Raw genomic sequence first — 22,262 nt, forward strand, 5'->3', positions numbered from 1 at the left:
GAGTCCGAAAGCGGGCGATCGAACGTCTGGTGTGTCGTCTGCGGTGTCGAGGACTCTTCAGTCCACGAGACAAGATCATGGCTACCGATCAGTACACGCAAGGACGCGAGCGTAGCAACGGTTCAACGAGTAACTCCGAAGAGGCGAACGATCACGTTCCCGTTACCTCACTCCTCGCCGAGGAGCACACGCTTCGGTTCGCCGGGGTCACCGACGGCGACGCGGAGGCAGTCCCTGGAGACGACTGGTGTTCACCGGAAGCTTGGTGTGGCGACGACGACGTGACCCCGCTCGGAAAGGCACTCTCAATCCTGCCACGAGCCAGTTCCGGGGAACTCTGGGCGACCAACGAGTTCGTCGCGACTGACGGTGACGTCGACATCGCCGCTATCGAAGCAGTCCACGGCCTCGATGCCGACGCAATCGAAGAGACAACCGGGCGCTCGCTCGACGAACTGGCCGCTCAGGCTGACGCCGAGCCGGTCGTGTCCGTCGACGATCACCAGGATATCGTCGACCGGCGCCGGAAGGCACTGTGCGCGTTAGGCTACGACGTCCGGTTCCGCTGGCAGATCGCCTCCGATCGATACTCGATCATCAACCCGCAGGAGGCGTACCAGCCGATCGTCACTGCGCTTCAGCGTCGCGACGAAACCAACGCCTTCGGCTGGCTGAGCTACCGTGATTGGGGCGGTCTGTTCAAGATGTTCGTCGTCTGCCCCGGTCTCCGGCGGGAGATCGGTACACCAAACGAACCGATCGATATCGACGACGAGGCTGACCTCAACGCCCTCGGGTCGCATCCAAGTTCGGAGCGCGAAGTAGACGACAACGCGGACGAGGAGAACGAAGAACTGGTGGTCTACGGCGGCTTCGAGTCCGGCTACGACTTCCGCGGGACGCAGACGCTATGGGCCAAACCCATTCTGTACTTCCCTGACAGCGGGACGATCGTTCCCGATACGGGTCAGCGCTACACCCGCCGTCATTACGGGCGGGCGACTGATGCCGCCCACGAGCGTGCGAACGACCGGGTGCCCATCGACGAGTGGTGGGCGTCAATCTACGACGACGTCGAGACACGAATGGTCGATGTCGACCGGGCAGTACGTCAGGCCCGGGCAATCACGTACGATTTCGATGCGCTCCCGTTCTCGCCTGTCGACTGCTACCGCTACTGGGGTATCGCCGAGAAATACGCCTCCGTCGCGGCCGATCGGGCGACCAATCTCGCCGACCCTACGACTCGACCGACGGTGTTCAACCTGCAGCTGTCGCTACTGCTCGCGCTCCTCGAGGAGTACACCGGTTCGTGGGCATCGAACACCTATCAGGAGTATCTCGAAGTCGCCGGCGAGCTGCTTCGGACGCCAGCGATGATGATCCAACTGGCCATGCAGGAACACGACCGGCAAGTCGAAGACACGGCCGAACGGGTCCTCGCAGATGGCCAGCAGACGTTGAGCGATGCCCTCGAGGACATCGTCGACATCCCGGGCATCGATGTCGACACGGAAACCGCACTCTCGGACGGGGAAGCCCAGCGACTCCACGACCAGGTTCAGCAGCAGTTAGACGATATCTGATCTGAGGATTCTATCGAAACTATCACGCAGAGATATGTTTCAGTGACCGTGCTGAATAGACAGCGCTAATTCAGCGCTGGGCTGTACTCTCGAGCTAGTCATTCACTTTAGGCAGCGTAATAAGATTGAAACCTTCGAGCGATAACGTATAATTGGAGGGGATCATGCTCCGTTTTCGAAGCGGGGCTTGAGATCAATTGACATCCAATTATGAGGCGGCATAAGCCCCGTCCCTTCCGAAGGCTGTATAGCCCACAAAAAAGCTGGAGCCAATGACCGCCAGGGCTGTGAGGCCTCAATTCCCGAGGCCTTGGGGCCTCATCTCCCTCTGCGAGGGATAAATCGCTCTGCTAACTAGAACTCTTAGATTCGTCTTACCTCTGTCTGAGATAGGAGCTCTTACAAAAGCAGCGGCAACGCCTCTGTTCTCTGTCTTGAACCAGCGGGTTGCGAACCATTTTGCTACAGGGAAAGCAATCGGAGTGTATGGACGAACTGGAGTACGCATTGGCAAGTATCCGAGGCCATCCTTTCGAGAATTTTGCTATGGCGTATCTACGGGAACAGGGCTACAACGTTCATGAGAGCGGAAGGTCAGGCCCTGACGGAGGATGGGATGGCCAAGTCGAACTAGGTGGTAGGGAGGGTATCGCCCACGCCAGCGTCCAGGAAACATGGAGACAGAAGCTCCGGAGTGATGCAGAGAAAGTAGAGGATCTTGAGGAGGAGCGAGGAGAAGACTACGACCTCTTCGTCTTCGTCACCAACCAAGATGTCGGCGGCAGGCAGGAACTAGACATGGAGGACGAGATCAGGGACGAGTATGGTTGGAAGCTGAGGATTCATCACCGGGAAGAGATTCTCGGAGAACTCAGACAGAACAGCCAGGACTTGGCCGAGGACCTTCTCGACGTTGACCTGCAGAAGGACCACGATCATATCGAAGAAATAAACGAAATACTGGAGAATCAGATAGAAAACATCCAAGCCCGGGAAGGATATGCCAGCAAGCTGATTGAAGGTCCTGCTGTCGTCCTCCACATCATCCCGAACGGCGTGCTGTCGAAGAACAAAGCTCAGTCAGGGAGTATCCCGGAACCGGCCGTCCTCTTCGAGAGACTGACTTCCTACGGGGAACCCAAGGGCAAGTACACAATTTCATACGGAAGCGGAGGCTCCGGTAGCGAACACCACTCCTATGCCGTTCTTCAGAATGACGGTCTGTACGAATCAGCATCTGTTGACGCCTTCCACGAGAAACACGACGATATCTGGCTACAGGGTTTCATCCAAGAAAAAGTGGGCCTTGGTCTTGACGCATCCGTTGTGCTGGCGGCAAGGGTTACGGTCGAAGATTTGTCGGGGATGGGTTTCTCCGGCACCGCATTCGCATGGATATCTCTTCTTGACGCCGGCGACGTCAAACTGGTAACGCCGAACGACCTAGGCAGCAGTCTCCACAGAGCCCCGAAGACTATCGACACTGACCGGTACACCACAGAGTACGCCACGCTGCAGATCGGAGATCAGCAAGTGATAAAGGATCTTGAACCGATTCTCGACGAACTGTGGAGAGAGTTCGGGGCAGGCGATACCCCAAATATCGAAGACGGTCAGTGGGCGCTCGGAACCTACAACTCCAACGGAGAGACGGTTCTGCAGGAAGGCGACCGATAACACGTCCTTTCTGACCCAATTTTAATACTGAGATCTTTCCTGAGTTGCACAGTCTATTTGATGATCAAGAATCTGTTCGTTACATAAGAGATGCTTAGGGAGGAGGTAGAACAGCTGGCCGGTGAACTCACCGGCGACGAACACACTTGGGTTGACCTGAAACACCACTATCCTATCGACGAGGACAGTGGAAACGAGAAGAAAGCGGATTTCATCAAGGACATCGCCGCGATGGCTAACACAGTCTCTCTACAGCCAAATTACAGCCTCCGCTTCCTGAACGAGGATGAACGATATATTATGATCGGTGTAGATGACTCCGGCGACATAGTCGGAACCACGGAGGACCTCAGTGGATATACCAGTCTATTAGAAGTTGATACTTCCACGCCTCAGAACATACTGGCAGATTACCTGACACCGACTCCTGACATCGAGATCCACAAGTACAACGATACGGAGCCGTACCTCTGCTTGATCGTCGTCGAAGCCCACGATTCACCTCCGGTCACTATCAGTCGGGAGCTGGGGTCTGAACTATCGCGGGGAGATGTCTATATTCGAGATGGGGACAGAAACCGTCCGGCCCGACGGGAAGACTACCAAGACTTCGTCCAGTTCCACCTAGAGAAAGAGCGTGACTACATCACGGATGGGATCCAGCAGGTGGTCGGGATGAATATTGACTACCTCAGGGATCTGGGCGAAATTCGAGAAGTCGAGGCGGAAGATGATGACAACGTGATTCCCGTGAGTCCCGGCGAAGACGGACCAGACATCCAGTCCTCTTTGATCGATCCTATCGAACTTGACAGCATATCCCGGGAATTGAACGCGGACGTGACCAAATGGAGGCGCAGGGACCGACACAGCTGCAGCGAAGAAAGTCTGTACGACTACTATCTTAACACGGCCCAGTTAGATCTAGCTGAGGAGCAGCTGGCCTTCCTTGTCCAGAGTTCTTGGAACAACGGCCATCTCGGCTCCTTCTGGGTGTGGAGGATGGAGTCGAAAGATCCGCTTCTCCACGCAGTCAAGAACACGAATATCCGGTCTATGGAAAGCAACCACACGCTCTACCTGGGCCAGCTCTTGGCCTGTCTCGGCTCAGAGGATACGGCAGAGCAACTCGTAGACTACACCGGGATGAACGACCGTTCCTACAGAGGTCACGGATCGATAGTCCTCCGATGTGCAGAAGAGTCGGAACCTGATCACGCTTTGAGGGCGACAGGTACTACGGCCGCAGACGGTTTCGAGACGCCGGGTTGGACCTTGTCGACGATGGATCCTGAAGAACTGATAGATGTAATCGAGACGGCCTGTTCTGAGCTTCGCTCGGTTATTATCGAGTCTCCAGAAGCCAGTCCATCTGGTTTGAAAGGTTGGATGAGGAATGCTGAGACATATCTGGCATACCAAGATGATATGAGTGATGATCTAGATGAAAGAATCCGCTCGAACTTCGAGGCATAGCGGGGTATTGAGAATCCGTTGTTCAGGGGGAATGTGGCGGGCCCGCTGAACTCATCCTCTGTATGCAGCAGAGCGGTTCTATCATACTAACTGAATCAGCTGGACTAATTGAGACTAATCTTGAGGCAACGCGCCGATTTCTCGCTTCCAATCGAACGGCGGAGACTCCAAAAAAGGCAGTGATTGCGCCTCGACTCGGAGGCTCCAGAACGCACCCATACCATGTCATCCACAACTAGCGACGACGCGGACAGCCAGCCCGACGAACAGGCCGTCTTGAGCCACCTCGTACGACGACTCCTCCGACGTGAGGGGGGCCAGGTCCCGCTCGAACGAGTCACCCTTCGAGTGAGCGACTACGTCGATATCGGTGAACAGGCCGCCGCTGACCTCATCGACGAGGGTGTCGACACCGGGATCTACACGCTGGAGCGAGGTGCGGGCGGAACGACGACGATCACCGGCGTCACTCCCCACGGTCCCGAACCTGACGTCATCGTCGCGGCCTTCGGGGCCGCGGTGGACACGCCCGACTTCACCATCATCAGCGTCGTCACCGAGAGCATCGACGACGCCCTCCGGGAGGCGGGCTACGAAACGTTCGCGGACCTCGCTAACGCCGGTGTCGACGACCTCGTTGGGCTGACCGGGACGCTCACCGAGAGTCGGGCGGCAGCTATCCTCCAGGAGGCACCACAGCACGTCCCTGTCGGGACTCGTCTCGCATCTGCTGCCGCCCAGCGATACGCTCGCCGGCTCGACACCGAGACGGACCGCGGCGTGGCCCGAGTGGTCGATCTTGCGACTACCGATGTCGCCGTGGGCGAACCGGTCTACCGAACAGATGAGCTCGATCCCGACGCTCTCGAGACGCAGTACGTCAGCGCGGTCGATCGCAACGCCGACGATCCAGTAGCGACCGGCCTGCACGTCCTCGACGATCCAGATCATCCTGACGTGCCGAAGGCGGCGACCCACCCCGACGCTGGCGACGACGCGCTTCCTGTCGATGACGCCGGTGGGGTCGTCCCGCCGGCTGTCCCCATCGAACCGCGACTCCAACTCCCGCTCGATGAACTGCTCGCGAAGAAACTCGCTCGCGGACTGGTCCCCGTCCGCCTCGTCGGGCCGCGCGGCTCGGGAAAGAACTACCTGATCAAGTACCTCTGCCACGAGACAAACCGGGGATACGTCTCCATCGATTGTGATGAGGCGACCCACACCGAGGACCTCTTCGGACCACTGACGCCGACCGAGGACGGTCTGATTGTGCCTCGGACCGGCCCCGCCAAGCAGGCACTGCTGAACGGCTCGGTGTTGGTGCTCAACGAGTTCCCCGTGATGCGAGCCGGCGCCGCGATGGCGCTCCATCGCTTGCTCAACGAAGGGAAACTACTGGTGAAGGCTCACGGCGAGCTGGTCGAACCCCATCCGTCGGCGCGGATCGTGATCACGATGAACCCCCCAACCAGGGAGTACCGCGATTCCGAGCCGATGAACTCCGCCACCCGGGGGCGGTTCCGGGCGCTCGAACAGCCCTACATCCAAGACGTTGAGGTCGAACTCGACACGCTGGATGCTCAGGTCAACAGCGGCTACAGTGTCGTAGACAGAGGCACTCTCAGGAAGATCGTCCAGTTCGCCCATCAAACCCGCCAGAACGGTAACTGGCCCACGCTGTCGACGCGGAACCTCGTGGTCGTCTGCGAACACATTGAGGACGGCGCCGCGCCGAAGGCCGCGGTGAAGAACGAGGTGTGGGCGGTTGCTGAGCCAAATCAGTATCCCGGAGATACCTACGAGACGCTCGATGATTACCTCTGAGAGCTATCTCAACGAGTGATGGGCTCTATGGAAATCCACAGTACCTGATGGAGTTGGCGTGCTGTCCCAGTCTGTAGAGCATCCTGGGTCCGTCCCCGCACTGACGTCGTTGATTGGGTTCAGGACTGAATCCAGTAGTTACCCCACAACAGGATCACTTCCAAAGGTCGTGGGGTAACTGCTTTTGCAGATTTAGCGCCTGCAAGGGAGCGGAGAAGTTACACCTCCCGTTCCTCATCATGTCCAAGACCAACTCCGCCGGCGACTCGAATGCCCTCGTCGAAACCTTCACCCCCGACATCCACGCCCGGGTTCGGGCGTCAGCCGGTCGGCGCGACCGGCTCCGGTCCTTTCTTCAGGGTCATCTCCCGCCAAGCATCGATATCGAGATCGTGCTCACCCCTACAGTTCAGACGGCGGCGGTGTTGCCCGCCGATGTCGACGCGCTCGTCAGTAGCGACGCTACCGAACTCGAACGACGGAAAGCCGCTCAGTTACTCAAGGGCGTCGACGCCGAATTTCTCGTCCTCATCACGACTGCGCCGGCGCCGCTGGAGCGCGTCCCGCTGAACGACCAGCTCACCGCCGACCACGCCCACCAGTTCGGCCTCGCCTTCCACGAGCTCCTTCACATCCTCAAGACCGCGATTGCCCCAATCGCCACGTTGCTCGACGCCGAGGTCGATCCGGAATACCATCAGCACGTCCACGAGTTGATTAACATCGTCGAGGACGGCGCAATCGAGCACGAGGCGGTCCACGGCGCGAACTTCAGCGACACTACCGAGATCCGGCTCGAACTCACCCGCCGAATCCACTCGCAGACTCCCGACGACCTCAGAGATGGGCAGCAGGCACGCCTCTCGTTCTGGGACGCTGTGACCACCGCTCTGTACGACGCCGCGGTGTACCCGACCGGCACCACCGAAGTCCTGCTCGACGAGGGTGACGACCGCGTCGGCTTCGTCTCTGAGGCCGACGAGATCGCCTTCAAGATGGTGCGAGATGCGCTGGAACAACTCGCTGCTGATGCCCTCGCTATTCGGGGCGTCGACCTCGACGACGCAACCCACACGCACGACAAGACCGCCTCGGTCGAGCGGGCACGCCGCGTCATCGACACCTGGACGTCGACGCTCCAGCCGGTCGTCGCAGGGACCGTCGAGCCGACCGATGATTCGCAGGGGAACGAGGATACCACCTCAAGGAACGACGGTCATGACTGCTCCCCACCACAGGACGACCCGGCTGAAACCCCTGGGGCAGCCGGCGTCTCGCTCGATCGCGAGGAGACAAAGAATCCGTATCAAGACGTGTTCGACCACCCGACGGTGACGCCAGACCCCGACATAGATGATTCGAACGGCTCGGTCAGTTCACCTCCGTCAGATCTCGATGAACCCACCGGCGATCCCGCATCTCCTCCAGTCGAACAGAAAGGGAGTGGCCAGAATCGTGACGATCATCTGCCGGGGGCGGACGACGACTCAGAATCAGGGTCGGAACCAGCCATCAAGCCGGGCGAAGAGCTCGACGATCACCCATCGAGACCGCAAGCACTCGCGGCGGCTGCCGAGCGAGCCCGCGAAGACCGGGACGATCCGGGGAACAGAGGCGATCGCTCGTCTCCGTTGGGTCCTCAAAATGGTCGGACAGATGCCGACAAGGATGAAAGCCCGGCGCAGACCTCGCTTGAGGCGTTCCAGTCTGGATCGGCAGCGCCCGAGCCCTCCGAGGAAGGCCCAGAAGACGACGGGATGGGCGACCCAAAGCCGTCCAGTGAGGACGAACCAATAGACGGTCGCCCCGGCGATATCGATCACGAAGCAGCGGACGAGCCGTCGCCGGGGCCGGCTCACGGCGGCGACGAGCAGGTCGCACCGTCGCCGGCGGAGTACGAGCAGGGGCTTGAGCACGATCGAGAGGCGGCCCAGCGCGAGGCAGCACGGGAGCAGGTCGACCGGGGGGCCGTCGAACGTGAACTTCAGGAGCTCAATGGCGTGCTCGACCGGCAGCAGCGGGACAGTGAACAGTACTCTGGTGACGGGCCCAAGTCCGCGGCTGAGACGCACGACGCGAGGGGGAGCGGGGCTGGCCCAGAGAGCCTCGGCGACATCGTGTTCGCCCCGGTCACGGACGACATCGTCTCACCCGCTCAGTGGGCTGCCGTCGAGGACGGCGCCGCCCGCGTTGCGCAGGTCCTCGAGAAGGAACTCACACTCGAACGCCAGCGGGGAACCCGGACCGGTCTAACAGCCGGACAGTACGATACCCGCGCCGGGCACCGACTCGCAATCGGCGATCCGCGGGTCTGTGAGACCCCGACGCCCGGCCGGGAGAAGCGCTACGCCTTGGTGCTCGTGCTGGACCGATCGGGCTCGATGCGCAATGGCGATCCCGCGAAGATCGAGGTGGCCACCCGGGCGGTCACCCGGCTCGCCGTCGCTGCCGAAGGCTTGGGGATTCGTGTCGCCATCGTCGACTTCATTGACGGTCAGGCCCGTCTCGCGAAACCGTTCGCCGTCGAGACGCGTCACGTCCAGACGACGCTCCTCGATACCGACTGTGGTGGCGGGACGCCCCTGGCCGAGGCGATCGGTCTCGCCCGGACGGTCGTGGACACCCAGCGTGACGAGCCGTTGATCATCACCATCACTGATGACCGCCCGAGCGACGTCGAGGCCGTCAAACACGAACTCCGAGACTCGTATGCGCCGGTGTGTTCGCTAACGGTCGCGACTGACTGCGCACCGGGGACGCTCGCGCCGGACGCTTCAGCGCTGGCCCCGTACTACGAGCGGCAGGCGGCAGTGTACGATATCGACGCAATCGACGATCGGCTCGATCAGTTTGCGAGTCTCCTCACCGGATTGTGAATCTGCTATCGTCAGTCGACAGTAGTGTTCCTCGAGTGCCTTGTTCTGTCCAATCTCGTTCTTGATTTATCGATCACAAGGGGGTGAGGTAGACCCGATACTGGGTCGTCTCGAAATCCATGACGACAAGACGAATCCACACGAGTGATAGGGACCTCCCACCGCTCTCGCTCCCCCCTGGAGCGCTCGCAAAGACTGATCAGCGGCACCGCTACGATGTCGGCGACGAACCGCCCGCCATCGAGCCGATCGAACACCGTATCCGACTGGATTTGATGGCCGGCGGCCCGATCCGTCGGTCACACCTCCTCGATCAGCACAACCCATGGACGACTGATCCCGGTGAGTCCGGCCCCGACCCGTGGCGAGAGGCGGGACGGTCGAAACCGGCTGGCCTGCTGTACGCGGAGGCTTCCTGTCGGCGCACGCTCGGCGAAGAACGACGGTACTACGACCGCTTCGAGGCGAACCATTCGGCAGATTTAGACGACGTCCCCGCGTTTCTCGCCCACCGGTTGCAGGTCTGCCGGAGCGCTGAAGACCCACGTGCTGCTCTCAAGGACGAACAGGCGCGTCGCGAACGTTGGTATTCGACGATCATTCCCTGGATGAACCTCTACCACGTCCTGAAACGCTCATCGTACGGCTCGCTCCTGCCGCCCTCGGTCAGGAACGCCGCCGACATCGACGCCCTCACTGAGCAGAACGCCTTCGTCGGGATGATCGTCGTCAACGACGGCGCCGACATTCGGGCGGTGGCACAAGAGTACGGAGTCCCCGGCCGGTTCGTCGTTCGCGAGAGCGATCTCTCCTCGAATACCGTCGAATGTGCGCCGCTACCGAGCGACTTCGGAATCGATCTTCCGGCTCCGCTGCTGGTTGGGGAGTACGCCAGCGGGAGCCGGTATCCACTATTGCCCTGGTCGGACGGGTTGGTCTGTTCGTGTCCGTACAAGCACGACCGACCGTGGCGGGTTCTGTGCAAGCACGAGCTGTTCGCCGCCGTCGTTGCCAGCGGGGAAGATTCGATTTTCCTGCCGGTCACCCAGGGACTGGACATCCCGCATCGAGCGCGGCGGTTCGTGAGCCCGGCGATCGCCAGTCGGCACACGCCTCAAGCGGAGTCGAAGACTCACCGATGACCTCCGACAAGTCGGACAGGGTACGTGGAACTTCCAGAGTTACCCCACATTCCGCAGTATCTGGTTATCGTGGGGTAACGTGGAACAGTCACATCCTCCGAATCAAGCAACTGGGGTAGAGTTGGTACAGGGACTCTCATGACCCAAACCGAGTAGTTAATCGATTTCCCCGCCAAGTGGTCACATGCCACCCACCGAGGACGAAATTCCTGGTGACGACGACGCCCCTCAAAATAAGGAGGTCGATCTCGACGCGATCCGATCCGACCTGTCTGATATGCAATCGGACATCGAAGACCATCTCGCCCTGCTCAAACGCGGCCCCGAACTCCGAGAGAAACACCCCATCGAAAGCGAGGTCGATATTGACGTGCCACCAGCCGTCGCCGACTACGTTCGTGCGGTCATCCGCGAAACTGCCGCTATGACCGTCGAAGAGCGTAACCAGTTCCTCTACGAGGAGCTCCTCGGGTTTGAATTACGGACCACGCGGTACCACTTCCCCGATGGGGACGTTCTTGAAGCCGGTCCTCGCGAAATCGTGCTAAGGCACGATTCAGAGGGTGAGATCGAAGAATAGTGAGTGTCAGCTATTGGTGACCGACAGCGAATAGTTACCCCACAAAGAGAGATGTGAATAGGTTCGTGGGGTAACGTCTCGATCCCTGGAGTCGTTTCCTGGGAGCCGTGGTAGTCAGCAGGGAATGGGAGGTAGCATTGTCACCCACACGTCGGACATATTGCGGGAGGTTAACACTGACAGCGAACGAACTGATGTCTATCGGTGGTCAGAGCGTGAGAAAGTATGTGGTCCAATGAACCACGATCATTGCCCGACTGGGTTGAACGAGGATACCAGATCCTGTCGGCTGAGATTGCGGACGCCGGTAGTGAGGGGCTCCCTCGCGACCGTGCGCGTGAGCAACTCCTTGCCCACGGGGAATTTCCGGATGAGCCATCCGATGCGGAGTACGCAATAGACCACCTGCTGAATTCTGGATGGCTCTACGAAGTCGACGGCAAACTCCGGATCACAGACCCTGAACTGGAACGTGACGAAGTTTGAATTTCCAAGGGTTTCTCAACGGGGTGGTGTCCTCGTCCAACCCAAGTCTAGGTGTACCGTTCAAGCCCGGGCTGATCATCAGAGCCGATACTATCGAAGTCAATCGATGCGAATCGGGTAACGTTCTCTAGAACGTCTTTGACGATGTCCTTCTCGACTTGAAGTTCGAAGTGATACGCGGGACCACCCACCGACCCGCCGGTCTTCTTTCGAGCGTCGATGATTCCCTGCATGTCAAGCTCCTTTAGATGATCACGCATTCGTCGCTGCACCAGTTTGTCGGAGCCGACCTCCTCGGCGATGCTTTTGTAGACACCGTAGATGGGTTTGGTTCGAGCCGGCGTGTCGCCCGCCAGCTCAACAACGGTGATGGCGGCCAGAGTGAGCTGAGCCTGCGTCGTCATCTCGAGCATCGCCTCACGGACAGTTTCTTTCTCGACCTGTGATTCGGCGGCTCTAACGTGGCTGTCTTCAACCTTTGTGTCGCCAGCCCTGTCAGCGATCTCTCCCGCTTTTCGGAGATACTTGATAGCCTGCCTGGCGTCTCCTTTGTCTTGGGCGGCAATTGCCGAGACGAGCGGAATCACATCTGTCGAGAGAACACCGCTTCGGAACACGTACTCATCTCCCGAATTGTCGATCGTTACGACTTTGTCAGTGGATTCATCGACAGACGTGTTCTCGTCGATTGGAACGAGTTCTGTACCACGGAACCCTTTGGCTGCACGGCGCCTGAGGATCTGGCGCAACTGTTTGGCGTCGTACGGGGAGAAGAGAACCGAATCGTCGTAGAGAGAACTCTTGACTTTCGGGCTGAGATTATCCCGCCACTGGAGGTCGTTGCTGATGCCGATTACGCTCGGATACACGTTGTCATTCACATATCCTTGCGATCGAGCCCGAGGTAAGCTGTAGAGAATCCGGTCATCGGTTCCCAAAGAGTCGATTTCGTCGAGGACGATAATAATCGTCCCACCGATCTCGTTCATCGCGTCGTACATCATATCTACAACGGCATCTGTCGAGTAGCCAGTCGGACGGTCATTCCCTGTCAGTTCCATATAGATGCGTGAGGCCGCCCGGAAAGACGTGGAAATGTCGTGCGACTCACACGATATATATAGCGCGGTTAGGTCCAGATGATCGGACTCTTCTTTGGCGTGGTAACGGAGTTCGGAGAGTTCATGCTTAGCAGCAGCCGTCTTTCCTTGCCCAGCTTTCCCGTACAGGAAAACGTTGTTCGCTCCAACTCCTCGAGCGGCCGGGGAAAGTGCCATATGGAGCTGATCAAGCTCCTCGCTCCGTTCCGGTAATTCGTCTGGGTGGTGGTCCTCACGTAACACCTCCTCTTGATCGAAAATATTTGAATTGGATGCGTATCGTGACACTCTGGGAGATGATGAAAGCCCGAGGAATATAAACCCCCATGTCGGTAATGTCCGGGTCGTCCTCAACAGGAGGGTTGTCTCTCGGTAGTCGCCTGTCTGATTATCGAACACGGCATCTTTCCACGTTAGGAGGACTACCCCCACACACCACCATGTCCGCAATTTCAGACCTAAGAGAGAGGGGGTGGGAGAAAGCCAGACACGGTAACAAGAGACCGTGAACGGTCGGCTCTAGAACCAGAAACACGGTGGGGAAGGAGAAGTCACCGGCGCTCCTATACTATATACATATACTTTTCCACTAGGTAAGGTAAGGTAAGAGGAAGAGCAACTCTAGACTAAGTATAGGCTCGTGGTAGCAGCTGTTATCACGCGATTCATATACATCGCGCGGCTCTCGTGTGTTTTGGCGTATTCTCTCTCCCGGTGTAATTGCGGACAGGGTGGTGTGTGTGGGCTCACGTTTCCTGTCCAACGCCTCGTGAGAGCTGTCACGCTTCTACTTTTCCGGCAGCACTCTCGACAGACGCCAGTACTCCGTCAATCAATGTCTCCGTACTCTCTCGAGTTACGTTTGGATCTTGACTTCATTCACTCTTCCCTACGCTATTCGCCTTAGAGGAGAACTGAATCCTGGTTTCTGGTGTACCACTTCTGTGGCTGCAATTGCGGACACTGTGGTGGGTGGGCGATCGGCTAATCTTGGTTGGTGGGATTTTCTTCATGCGGCTCATCTCAAAGCGACATCCTCCTCGCCGTTCACAGCGAAGTCTCCCCGTACCGAGATGGGATACTTGTCGATCTGCGACACAACCTGTTCTTCCGTCTGGAACGTCCCGCTTTCGCGGTCGAACAGGTGAACCGAGGGCTGAGCTACACAACCGGTACTTCTATCCTCACCGTATGAACTCGGGGACCTGTACAAGCCACGATCGACGCGATTTACGTTTGTGTCACCACCACACCGGCCACACGTCTTCGATGTTCCCCGATCGCTTTCCTTCAACACCTCGACTCCGCATTCCTAACCCTGATGAAGATAGCCGAAATTGCGGACGTGGTGGTGGGTGCCGTCACAGCGACATCAAACAAGGTGGTGAAATTGCGGACGTGGTGGTGGGTGACTGGTGGAGAAAATACCACAATAGAATACCACGATTAGAACCTGAATGGATGGTTCCGAAATTGCGGACAGGGTGGTGGGTGCTGGGAAGATCGAGACGGGGAATGCCGAGAGTGAAATTGCAGACATAGTGGTGGGTGTCGTAGCAGCGGCATCAAACCGAGGAGGTGTAATTCCGAACATGATGGTGGGTGCTACGAGACGGTAACCGCTGCTCGGCGAGTGAAATTGCGGACACGGTGGTGGGTGCTCACGAGGGAAGCGAGGTCTGAAATGTCCGAGAAGCCGGCGTACGCAATGCGTACGCTCTGAATCTTAATGCTGCTGAGGAGCCAAAATTCGATATCTCGCGATAATGAATGACCCGGCGCTTTCAACACCAACTGCCGATCCCCCTGGTTCCGAGGAGAGTGACAAGAGATTACCAAACAATGCTCAGCTACGAGCGACGCTTGTGGCGGTCCTGGTAATCGGGGTGGCGGTCCTCGCGATTGCTGGCGCCGTTATCTTCCCGGAGATATTCGCTGAATCGCCGGGTATCGAGTCATCGGTGATCTCAGATGAGTCGCCGGCCCATCGGGTGTTCTTTGAGAACCAGCGCGGGCACACGCTGTGGGTATACGACGTGTGGGTGGCCGAGACAGGCCCCGAGCGTTACCAAGGTCTGAGTGGAACCGCGACGCTCCCCGACGATACCGGCCTGCTGTTTGTCTACGATCAAGAGGCCGACGACCGAGCGATCGTAATGCGCGAAATGAACTACCCGATCGACATCGTCTTCGTCGACGGGTCAGGGACCGTGACAACGATTCACTCGGCATCCCTCGAACCCGGTGTTCCCGAAGACGACCTGACACACTACTCCGGTCGAGCGCGGTGGATCCTCGAGATCCCCCACGGTACTGCAGAGAACCACGCCATCGTTCCAGGGACATCGGTCCGGATCACCGGGCCGACGCATTCGTTCGATTCGCAGTTGGTTCCCAATCGCGAACGTGATTTAATATGACGACACCAGCACGATCCCCCCACGAGACTACCACATCGAGCCGAACGCAGCCCCGATCTGGTCCCTCCCGCAGGCGCCTGCTGAGTGCGGTCGCGACCGCCGGACTCGGCGGGCTCGCCGGCTGTATGAATCTCTTCGGCTCTTCTGAGAGAAGTCAAGATGATTCCACGCCGGTAGGAGATTCGACGACGACCGCTCCTGAAGATCGTCCCGACCCGACGAGGTCGAACAATCCGCCGTCGACGAGTCCGACGGTCACAGGGGATCCACCCGTGACGGTCGAGTCCACGCCTGCAGTACGAACCGACGGGCCGGTTGATAGTCCCCCGTCGAACGAGTCCCCGTACGACGATCCCGTCGACGGGCTTACGGTGACCGGGGTAACCGTCCAGGTGGCCGACGAACGTCGGCGGGACAGTATGCTCCGGCTGGCTGATCAACTCACCATCGACGTGAAGGGTAACCGCTTCGAGGTGCGCGGCCGTGGGCACGTTGAGTGGGAGTGCGACACCGTCGGGCTCAGGACGGTGGTCGTCGATGGTCGTCACGCTCGAATATACGCCGAGACTCGTGAGGTGGAGTCTTGCCGGACGCCTGACAACCCGGCGGGCCGGGGTCCATGGTCTATTTCGTTCAGCATTGACGGACAGTTCGAGGGTGGTCGGCCGAATGCGTTGACCGCGAGTATCCAGGGACCGTTCATCGACAATTCGGGCGTGTTCGCCACACAATCTCTGTGAAGTTCTTGAATCGACTGGGGGGAGCCCGTTTGCCGGCAGTTTATCGATCACAATTGAGTGAGGGGCTCACCAGATGATCCTCCGTGACACCAATGACGACACCAACTGACTGCGCCAATCTCTCGACTAGTCCTCGAAATCGATCACCACGTCCTGCCAGCTCGCTACACACGACCCGGCAGACTCGGTTCGAGATCGCGAGGATTGCGATCGAAGCGCCACACATAGAGGCGACACTCACCAAACACGGTCTCCAGGTTGACTGCCGAAAACCGCAACGGAGGCTCGCGATGCCGACGAGCGAAGCGTTCGTCGACGACCGACCGGAGTTGAGGGCCAATCCCCCGGTGGCCCGGCAATAGATGCTCTTTCCGTCCAGCGATCCAACCCAGCAGACGCTTGAGGACAAGCCTGCCTCGCTCCGGTTCCTCTTTGAGGAGTAACCCATGGCTCGATTGCGAGAGCGATCCGGTTCCCATAGCTGTGTTACCCCACAATTAGGAGAGGGCCAGTTCAGTGGGGTAACTCTAATTGAACGAAGCCGACAGATCGCGCATTCGAGGAAGTTCACGTGAACAGCACAGATGACGGCGGAATTCGTGAGAAACTCCCGCCAGCAACGCTCCTCGATACCGACCAGCCACGACTCATTCGTGCCGGTGTCGCCTGCATGCACGATGTCGATACTATTCGAGCGTACGTTGCTTATGAGAATCAACACCAGAGACGGGGCTGGGTGCTCCGGCTCCTCGCCAAACGCGCAGCGACGCTTCGAGAGGATCGGTGAAACGCTGTTTCGAGCGCTCGCGGGCGCATATTCATATCACACCGGAACGAATTACTGACTACGTGGTGGAAATCTATGGCAGTTCAGCCTGGTTCGGACGGTGGTCGCGACTTCGTGACGATTTTCAAGACCGGATCGGTTGACCGCGACAACTATCCCAAGTTGGCCGAGCACTTACTCGAGGGTCGGACCCAACTCGCCGCCGAGACGGGGTATCTGATGAAGTTCGGCGATGTCTCTCACCGAGGACTGACGCCATTCGATGTCGCTTCGTTACACGATGTGCCTGCGTATCCGCTCCCAGAGGCAGCGCTAAAGTCGCTCCCGGCGCATGTCCGGGCCGATCTGGAGCGCAACGGCGCTGTCCAGCTGTTCGCTACGTATGACCGCGAAAATCACGAGTTCGAGGATATCGCGCTCGCATGGGAGGAACAGGACTTCCTCGAGCGGCTCGCCGAGCTAGTCGCTGGCGACTGCTCGCTCCACGAAGCGGTCGACTGGACGGTCGTTGAGGAGGCCAACCGTTACACCGTCGCCCAGTGGGCCGACATCAGAGGGGTCACCGAGGACGCCGTCCGCTCGAACGTCAATTCAGCCCGTGAGAAGCTACTTGCCGAAGAAGATCGCGAGTCTCTCGAATAGACCTATCGGATCTTTTGCAACAAGCTCAGCTTTGCACGTTTGCCTCAGAGAGGCCCGTGATCGGCATCATCCGTCTTTGCTACCGCCCTACATCATGCTCCAACTTCAACGTGCAAAGCTGAGCCGAATTAGGGTCCGATCGTGTGTAACCGGGACCTGATCTTGAATCGCTCTCAGAGCCTCAGAGCGAATCTCGCACCACATCGTCGAACTCGATCAATATTTGCTCGGGGACAAACTGTTCGAAGGTCACCCATCCATCCGGAAATCCGATCGTCACACGCGGATGCAGGGGTTCGCCGTGTTCCATTGAACGGACGTCCGTCGGGACGGTGACGAGTCCCGTCGCCGCGTTGAGTTCCGTATCGCCACGACGGAGTAGGTCTTCAACGATCGCGTCGGTACGAACGTCGGCTACGTTCCCAGCTTCTGGGTCCTTTGACCGGACCTCGATCTCTCGCGAGCTGTCCCGTGGATTCGTATTCCTCACTCGAAGCGTCGAATATCCATCAATACAGGCGTCTTCGAACTGTCCGCGGAATCCGGTGTCGAGGAAGGAAATTCGGGTTGCGTCATCTAAGCCAAGATAACTCAGCACAGCCTGTAGGGTTGCGTCTGCGGTACCGTCGTCGGAAGCCCGAACGGCGAGGAGCTGTGTCCTCGGTTTGAACGTCGCGACCGTAGTCGGTCGGTTTTCCTTCGAGATCGTCAGTTGCGTTTGTGACCCAGTGTCGGGGACGTTGCAGACGATATAGATGCGGTCGTGGTCTCTGATGGCTGTCTGGACTTCGGGTCCGTACGCACCCTGGGAACCTACGTCTCCGACTTGGCCGGTCGCTCCGTCGGGTGAGATCTGGCGCAGACCATCGACCTGGTAGTAGTAGACTGTCCGGTCTCCTGCAAAGCGGAGCTGTGACGCCGCCCGTCGGAGTTCGATTTGAGAGAGTTCGTCGAGTGTGTCGGCGAAGCTCCGGTCGTCGACATCGATGGGAATATCAGCCGCCTGGAGGACGCGACGACGGGCAGCTTGTGAGGGGAGATCTTGAATGAGTTCTTGTGGTGACGCGTCGTTTTGTGTCGGATCAATTGGTAAATCCACGTAGTGCGAACACCTGTCCGTGAGCAACAGTCCTCAGTTCGATGAAATAGGTATTTCGGAGAGGAACTCTGAGACGGCAGTTACGTATTTTTATATGGCTCCTGCGGAAAGCCTTCGTAAGGCTGACTCATGTCTGAGCAGGAACAATCTAAGCGGTCGGAGGGTCGTCCTGAGCTTCCTATTGAGCGTGGCTTCCCGATCGAACGAGTAAACGAAATTGCTGAGAAGGAAAGCCGGGCGAAACAGTACTACCGTCCGATTTACACGATGCACAAGTGGTGGGCGCGCCGCCCGGGCTGTCTCTTCCGTGCAATCACGATGTACTCGTTGCTTGACCAGAACACGACTGCTGACGATGTGGAAGTCTATGAACCCGGGGAGAACCAGCAGCTTGGTGATAATGGCCTGGATGAGAACGACCTTGTTGAAGCAATTGCGAATGTCGACATTGACGATCCTGAGCCACTCTGGGACTTCTATCCGAAGGATATCAGAATCAAAGATAAGAAAATTCTTGACCCATTTATGGGTGGCGGGACGTCCCTCGTTGAAGCGTCGCGTTTCGGAGTTGATTCAGTCGGTGTGGATCTGAACCCTGTTGCGTGGTTTGTCACTAAGAAACAACTTGATGCTGGCCAGACGGATGTAGAAAAACTTGAACATGCTTTTGAGCAAATAAAATCGGAGGTAGCAGAAGATATTCTGGAATATTATCGAACACCTTGCCCGAATGGTGACCACGACGCTGATGTGATGTATAATTTCTGGGCTAAGGAACTCGATTGCGTCTCTTGTGGCCATACAGTACCCTTATTTAAGGACTATCGAGTCGCCGCTGGACGTTATGAAAACGATAATAAATATAATGTCCTTTGTCCGGATTGCGGTGCTGTTACTTTAGTGGATGATTGGCAGGAAGAAAGTGAGTGTGAAGAATGCGATCATCGGTTTGTCCCCAAGGAGGGAAATGTCTCACGAGGTGGCTACTACAACTGTCCGGAGTGTGGACAAAAAGAAGCTATTTTAGATGCCATCAAGGGGGAAGAAGAATATGAACTTCAGCTCTATGCGGTTGAATATTACTGTAAAGAATGTGATCAGCAAGGGTTAGAAAAGAGTGCATATAAAGGCTATAAGCAAGCTGAGTCTGCTGATAAGCAACTCTTCGAAAAGGCAAAGCGAGAATGGAATACTAGGACAGATCTTCACGAGTATGTTCCTGAGGAAGAGATACCTCCTGGGCATATGACGGTTGACCGTAACCCCCTCTTCGATCATGGATATTCAGATTGGGTTGATATGTTCAATGAGAGGCAATTACTGTGCCTCAGTAAACTTCTAAAGTCTATTTCTGAAACCCATGACCAGAATATTCAGGAGTATTTGCTATTGACGTTTAGTGAGACGCTGAACTATAATTGTAATATGGTTGTCTACAATCCCGGCAAAAACCTTGTTGCGAATATTTTCAAGTCAAACTCTTTCGACCCTCCAAGCAGACCAATTGAAAATAATATTTGGGGTACTGCATCTGGCACAGGTACATTCTCAAACATGCGTGATATGATTCTTAAGGCAGTGAAGTATGCAAAAGCTCCTACTGATCGCTATATGGAGGATGGTGATACCAAAAAAACGGACAATTTCGCCCAACCCATCGGTATCAACTCTGAGGTTTATCAAGATGATATGCGGAATATCACTGCCGAAGATGAGTATGATGCAGTTATAACTGATCCACCATATTACGACAATATCATCTATTCAGAGGTAGCTGATTACTTCTATGTCTGGCAAAAGATCCTGCTTGAAAATGAGTATCCTGGATTTGATCGGGTGAAGACTCCGAGAGCAGAATCAATTGTTACAAATCCGTATCTGGATAAAAAAGCGGAGGACTTTGAGCATGAGATGAGTGAAGCGCTCAATGTCATTAACCGTGCTCTCAAGGAAGACGGAACGCTGGCATTCACCTATCACCATAGCGATGAAGAGTCTTGGGGTGAACTACTGGAATCCCTTTGTGAGAACGATTTTGAGGTGACCGCAACGTACCCAAGTAACTCCGATTTAAACAAATTCATCGGTGGAGAGGCCGTCGCCTTCGACATCGTCATCGTCGCCCGTCCAATGGAAAATCGTAGGCCCGTTTCCTGGGATTCGCTTCGAAGACGGATTGTTCGAACTGCAAGAGAAACTCGAGATATTCTAGAAGAACATCGAGAACTTGCAGGTGGAGATATCGGTGTTATTGAGATGGGGAAGTGTTTCCAGGAGTACTCCAAGCATCACGGCGAGGTTCACCGAGCAGGCGAATTGATGTCCGCGAAGGAGGTCGTCGATGAAATCTACGGAATCATTCAGGACAACGACCGTGGTGAGCAGGATATCTACCGAGATCTGCTTGAAGAGTGGAAGCCGACCTACGACGACCTGAATAAGCATCTCAAACGGTCTGACGCATCAGAAGAGCAGATGAAGGAAATGCAGCTGTTCCGTATGGACGGCAACGACTTCGTCCTCTGCCAATGGGACGACGAAAAACGTCAGGCGTATGTCCAGAACAAGGTTGAGGAGGGCAATGGCGATCTTACCAACCTCGACAAAGCACACTTCCTCCGCTACCACTTCGAGCAAGGAAAAGACCCGAAGGAATACCTCGAACGCTGGAACGACGACGCACTCCGTGAGCTCTGCGAGGGCCTCGCAGAAGCGACTGGTGACGAGACCTACCTAACAATGATTGGCGTGGATATGTCTCTTGATGCGTTCGGCGACGAATAATGATAGATCCGGATCAAATCGACTTCGTCAACGATATCATCGACAAGCCTGCTGTTGAGCCGTTTCTGAATGCAGAGTACGATAATGAGTGGGAAGAACAGCTTTTCGTCGATACAGTTCTCGTTCCTGTATATCTCTCGAAAAATCTCTCAGAGGCGGAATATAACTCTCTTATGTCGGACGAGCTGGTGAACTATGCTGCCTCGTTCTATGAACGATCTCGGATCTATCACTGGTTTTGGTCAGATTGGATTTCTTGGTATAGAGATGATGTTCAGAAACCGTATACTACAGCTCGTGCGGGTATCCATCTCTTTGCACCGATATATGCACAAGAGTTGGAAGGCCCCTTGCGGTATCAGATCTCCGCCTTGACTGATCTCCTAAACACGTACCGAGGTAATCACGGTGATTGGTCGGAGAGAATGTATGATGGTGATGAACGTCGGTATGTTCCTAGTGCCCTAAGCGATTGTATCCAGATCTCTCGCCAACTGCACGGGACCTCTGATAACGATGAATTGAATCAGGGGTTCGAGAATTTGACTTCGTCCCTAATTCTACTCGCCCAGCACGAATCATTCGCTGAGCAGCACGAGCAGGATATTGATTTCAGTAGCGTCCTGCAAGAATACGAAACCGACGATCATCCGAATACTGGTGATGTTCGAAATGCTATCGCACATGCTAATTACCACCTGGACTTCGAAGAAGCATTTGAATCGGATGAGAGAAATGTAGTCTTTGAATTGGGTGATCAGGAATTTTCTCTGAACGCTGATGGGGTGTTGTTGTATTTAGGAAAACAGCTTATGCTGAGCTACGCAATTAGTACGGGGATTACACTAGCTCTATTCCATGCCTCTCTTGAAACAGATTCGGACGAGTATATCTCTATTCTCTGGAATGTCCTCCCCGGAAGCGTCGACCAATCCCTCTTGTAATCTCGTATCATTAGAATCTACGAAGACAAGAGTTCCTTTCGTAGGCGATCAACTAGTCTCTCGAGATGGCTTTAGGCACGATATACGAAAGAACAACAT

General features: G+C 56.6%; 14 protein-coding genes and 1 pseudogene. 12 read left to right on the forward strand and 3 right to left on the reverse strand.

All coding sequences use genetic code 11. The annotated features are described in order from the left end of the window. Positions 1–77: 77 nt before the first annotated feature. From WDJ58_RS25790 to WDJ58_RS25820, 7 genes are all read left to right on the forward strand, one after another. Positions 78–1,586: a hypothetical protein gene (locus WDJ58_RS25790; RefSeq protein ID WP_338918427.1), complete on the forward strand. Its 1,509-nt coding sequence runs from the start codon at positions 78–80 to the stop codon at positions 1,584–1,586. 486 nt (positions 1,587–2,072) lie between these two features. After that, positions 2,073–3,263, forward strand: a complete 1,191-nt coding sequence (locus tag WDJ58_RS25795; RefSeq protein WP_338918428.1) for a restriction endonuclease — start codon at positions 2,073–2,075, stop codon at positions 3,261–3,263. Positions 3,264–3,353: 90 nt separating this feature from the next. Beyond that, the gene (locus tag WDJ58_RS25800; protein ID WP_338918429.1) at positions 3,354–4,739 is read left to right on the forward strand and encodes a helix-turn-helix domain-containing protein; all 1,386 of its coding nucleotides are present in this window, start codon (positions 3,354–3,356) and stop codon (positions 4,737–4,739) included. A gap of 348 nt (positions 4,740–5,087) precedes the next feature. Next, entirely contained in the window at positions 5,088–6,563 is a 1,476-nt protein-coding gene (locus WDJ58_RS25805) for an AAA family ATPase (RefSeq protein WP_338918430.1), read from the forward strand. Positions 6,564–6,802: 239 nt separating this feature from the next. Then, positions 6,803–9,439, forward strand: coding sequence for a VWA domain-containing protein (locus tag WDJ58_RS25810; RefSeq protein WP_338918431.1), 2,637 nt, complete (start codon positions 6,803–6,805; stop codon positions 9,437–9,439). Between the two features lie 515 nt (positions 9,440–9,954). After that, on the forward strand, positions 9,955–10,581 hold the full coding sequence (locus WDJ58_RS25815) for a hypothetical protein (RefSeq protein WP_338918432.1): 627 nt from the start codon (positions 9,955–9,957) through the stop codon (positions 10,579–10,581). Positions 10,582–10,765: 184 nt separating this feature from the next. Beyond that, complete coding sequence (locus WDJ58_RS25820; RefSeq protein ID WP_338918434.1) at positions 10,766–11,161, forward strand: hypothetical protein; 396 nt, start codon at positions 10,766–10,768, stop codon at positions 11,159–11,161. Between the two features lie 533 nt (positions 11,162–11,694). Here WDJ58_RS25820 and WDJ58_RS25825 read toward each other — a convergent pair. Further along, positions 11,695–13,179, reverse strand: a complete 1,485-nt coding sequence (locus WDJ58_RS25825) for a Cdc6/Cdc18 family protein (RefSeq protein WP_338918435.1) — start codon at positions 13,177–13,179, stop codon at positions 11,695–11,697. A 586-nt stretch (positions 13,180–13,765) separates the two neighbouring features. After that, a pseudogene (locus WDJ58_RS25830) lies at positions 13,766–14,050 on the reverse strand (hypothetical protein); the annotation flags it as partial. Positions 14,051–14,612: 562 nt separating this feature from the next. Here WDJ58_RS25830 and WDJ58_RS25835 point away from each other — a divergent pair. The 3 genes from WDJ58_RS25835 to WDJ58_RS25845 all read left to right on the forward strand — a co-directional run bounded on the left by WDJ58_RS25835 (position 14,613) and on the right by WDJ58_RS25845 (position 17,336). Further along, positions 14,613–15,167 carry a DUF192 domain-containing protein gene (locus WDJ58_RS25835; protein WP_338918436.1) on the forward strand — a complete coding sequence of 185 codons (555 nt, stop codon included), beginning with the start codon at positions 14,613–14,615 and terminating at the stop codon, positions 15,165–15,167. A 125-nt stretch (positions 15,168–15,292) separates the two neighbouring features. Then, on the forward strand, positions 15,293–15,907 hold the full coding sequence (locus WDJ58_RS25840; RefSeq protein WP_338918437.1) for a hypothetical protein: 615 nt from the start codon (positions 15,293–15,295) through the stop codon (positions 15,905–15,907). Between the two features lie 901 nt (positions 15,908–16,808). Beyond that, entirely contained in the window at positions 16,809–17,336 is a 528-nt protein-coding gene (locus WDJ58_RS25845) for a hypothetical protein (RefSeq protein ID WP_338918438.1), read from the forward strand. A 181-nt stretch (positions 17,337–17,517) separates the two neighbouring features. Here WDJ58_RS25845 and WDJ58_RS25850 read toward each other — a convergent pair whose 3' ends face one another. After that, positions 17,518–18,435 (reverse strand): hypothetical protein, encoded by a 918-nt coding sequence (locus tag WDJ58_RS25850; protein WP_338918439.1) that lies wholly within the window; start codon positions 18,433–18,435, stop codon positions 17,518–17,520. A gap of 129 nt (positions 18,436–18,564) precedes the next feature. On the opposite strand from WDJ58_RS25850, the gene WDJ58_RS25855 reads away from it, so the two are divergent. Together WDJ58_RS25855 and WDJ58_RS25860 are read left to right on the forward strand one after the other, a co-directional pair. Next, complete coding sequence (locus tag WDJ58_RS25855) at positions 18,565–21,219, forward strand: DUF1156 domain-containing protein (protein ID WP_338918440.1); 2,655 nt, start codon at positions 18,565–18,567, stop codon at positions 21,217–21,219. Beyond that, positions 21,219–22,163 (forward strand): hypothetical protein, encoded by a 945-nt coding sequence (locus WDJ58_RS25860; protein WP_338918441.1) that lies wholly within the window; start codon positions 21,219–21,221, stop codon positions 22,161–22,163. The genes WDJ58_RS25855 and WDJ58_RS25860 overlap by 1 nt, the downstream gene beginning before the upstream one ends. Positions 22,164–22,262: the final 99 nt, after the last annotated feature.

The sequence above is a fragment of the Salinirubellus litoreus genome (assembly GCF_037335815.1).
In the GTDB taxonomy this organism is placed as follows: Archaea; Halobacteriota; Halobacteria; order Halobacteriales; family Haloarculaceae; genus Salinirubellus; species Salinirubellus litoreus.

What these genes read in the sequence shown, in the direction of transcription:
- WDJ58_RS25810 (WP_338918431.1), top strand. Translation starts at nt 6,803, where the DNA reads ATGTCCAAGACCAACTCCGCCGGCGACTCGAATGCCCTCGTCGAAACC.
- WDJ58_RS25860 (WP_338918441.1), top strand. Translation starts at nt 21,219, where the DNA reads ATGATAGATCCGGATCAAATCGACTTCGTCAACGATATCATCGACAAG.
- WDJ58_RS25795 (WP_338918428.1), top strand. Translation starts at nt 2,073, where the DNA reads ATGGACGAACTGGAGTACGCATTGGCAAGTATCCGAGGCCATCCTTTC.
- WDJ58_RS25840 (WP_338918437.1), top strand. Translation starts at nt 15,293, where the DNA reads ATGAATCTCTTCGGCTCTTCTGAGAGAAGTCAAGATGATTCCACGCCG.
- WDJ58_RS25790 (WP_338918427.1), top strand. Translation starts at nt 78, where the DNA reads ATGGCTACCGATCAGTACACGCAAGGACGCGAGCGTAGCAACGGTTCA.
- WDJ58_RS25800 (WP_338918429.1), top strand. Translation starts at nt 3,354, where the DNA reads ATGCTTAGGGAGGAGGTAGAACAGCTGGCCGGTGAACTCACCGGCGAC.
- WDJ58_RS25855 (WP_338918440.1), top strand. Translation starts at nt 18,565, where the DNA reads ATGTCTGAGCAGGAACAATCTAAGCGGTCGGAGGGTCGTCCTGAGCTT.
- WDJ58_RS25820 (WP_338918434.1), top strand. Translation starts at nt 10,766, where the DNA reads ATGCCACCCACCGAGGACGAAATTCCTGGTGACGACGACGCCCCTCAA.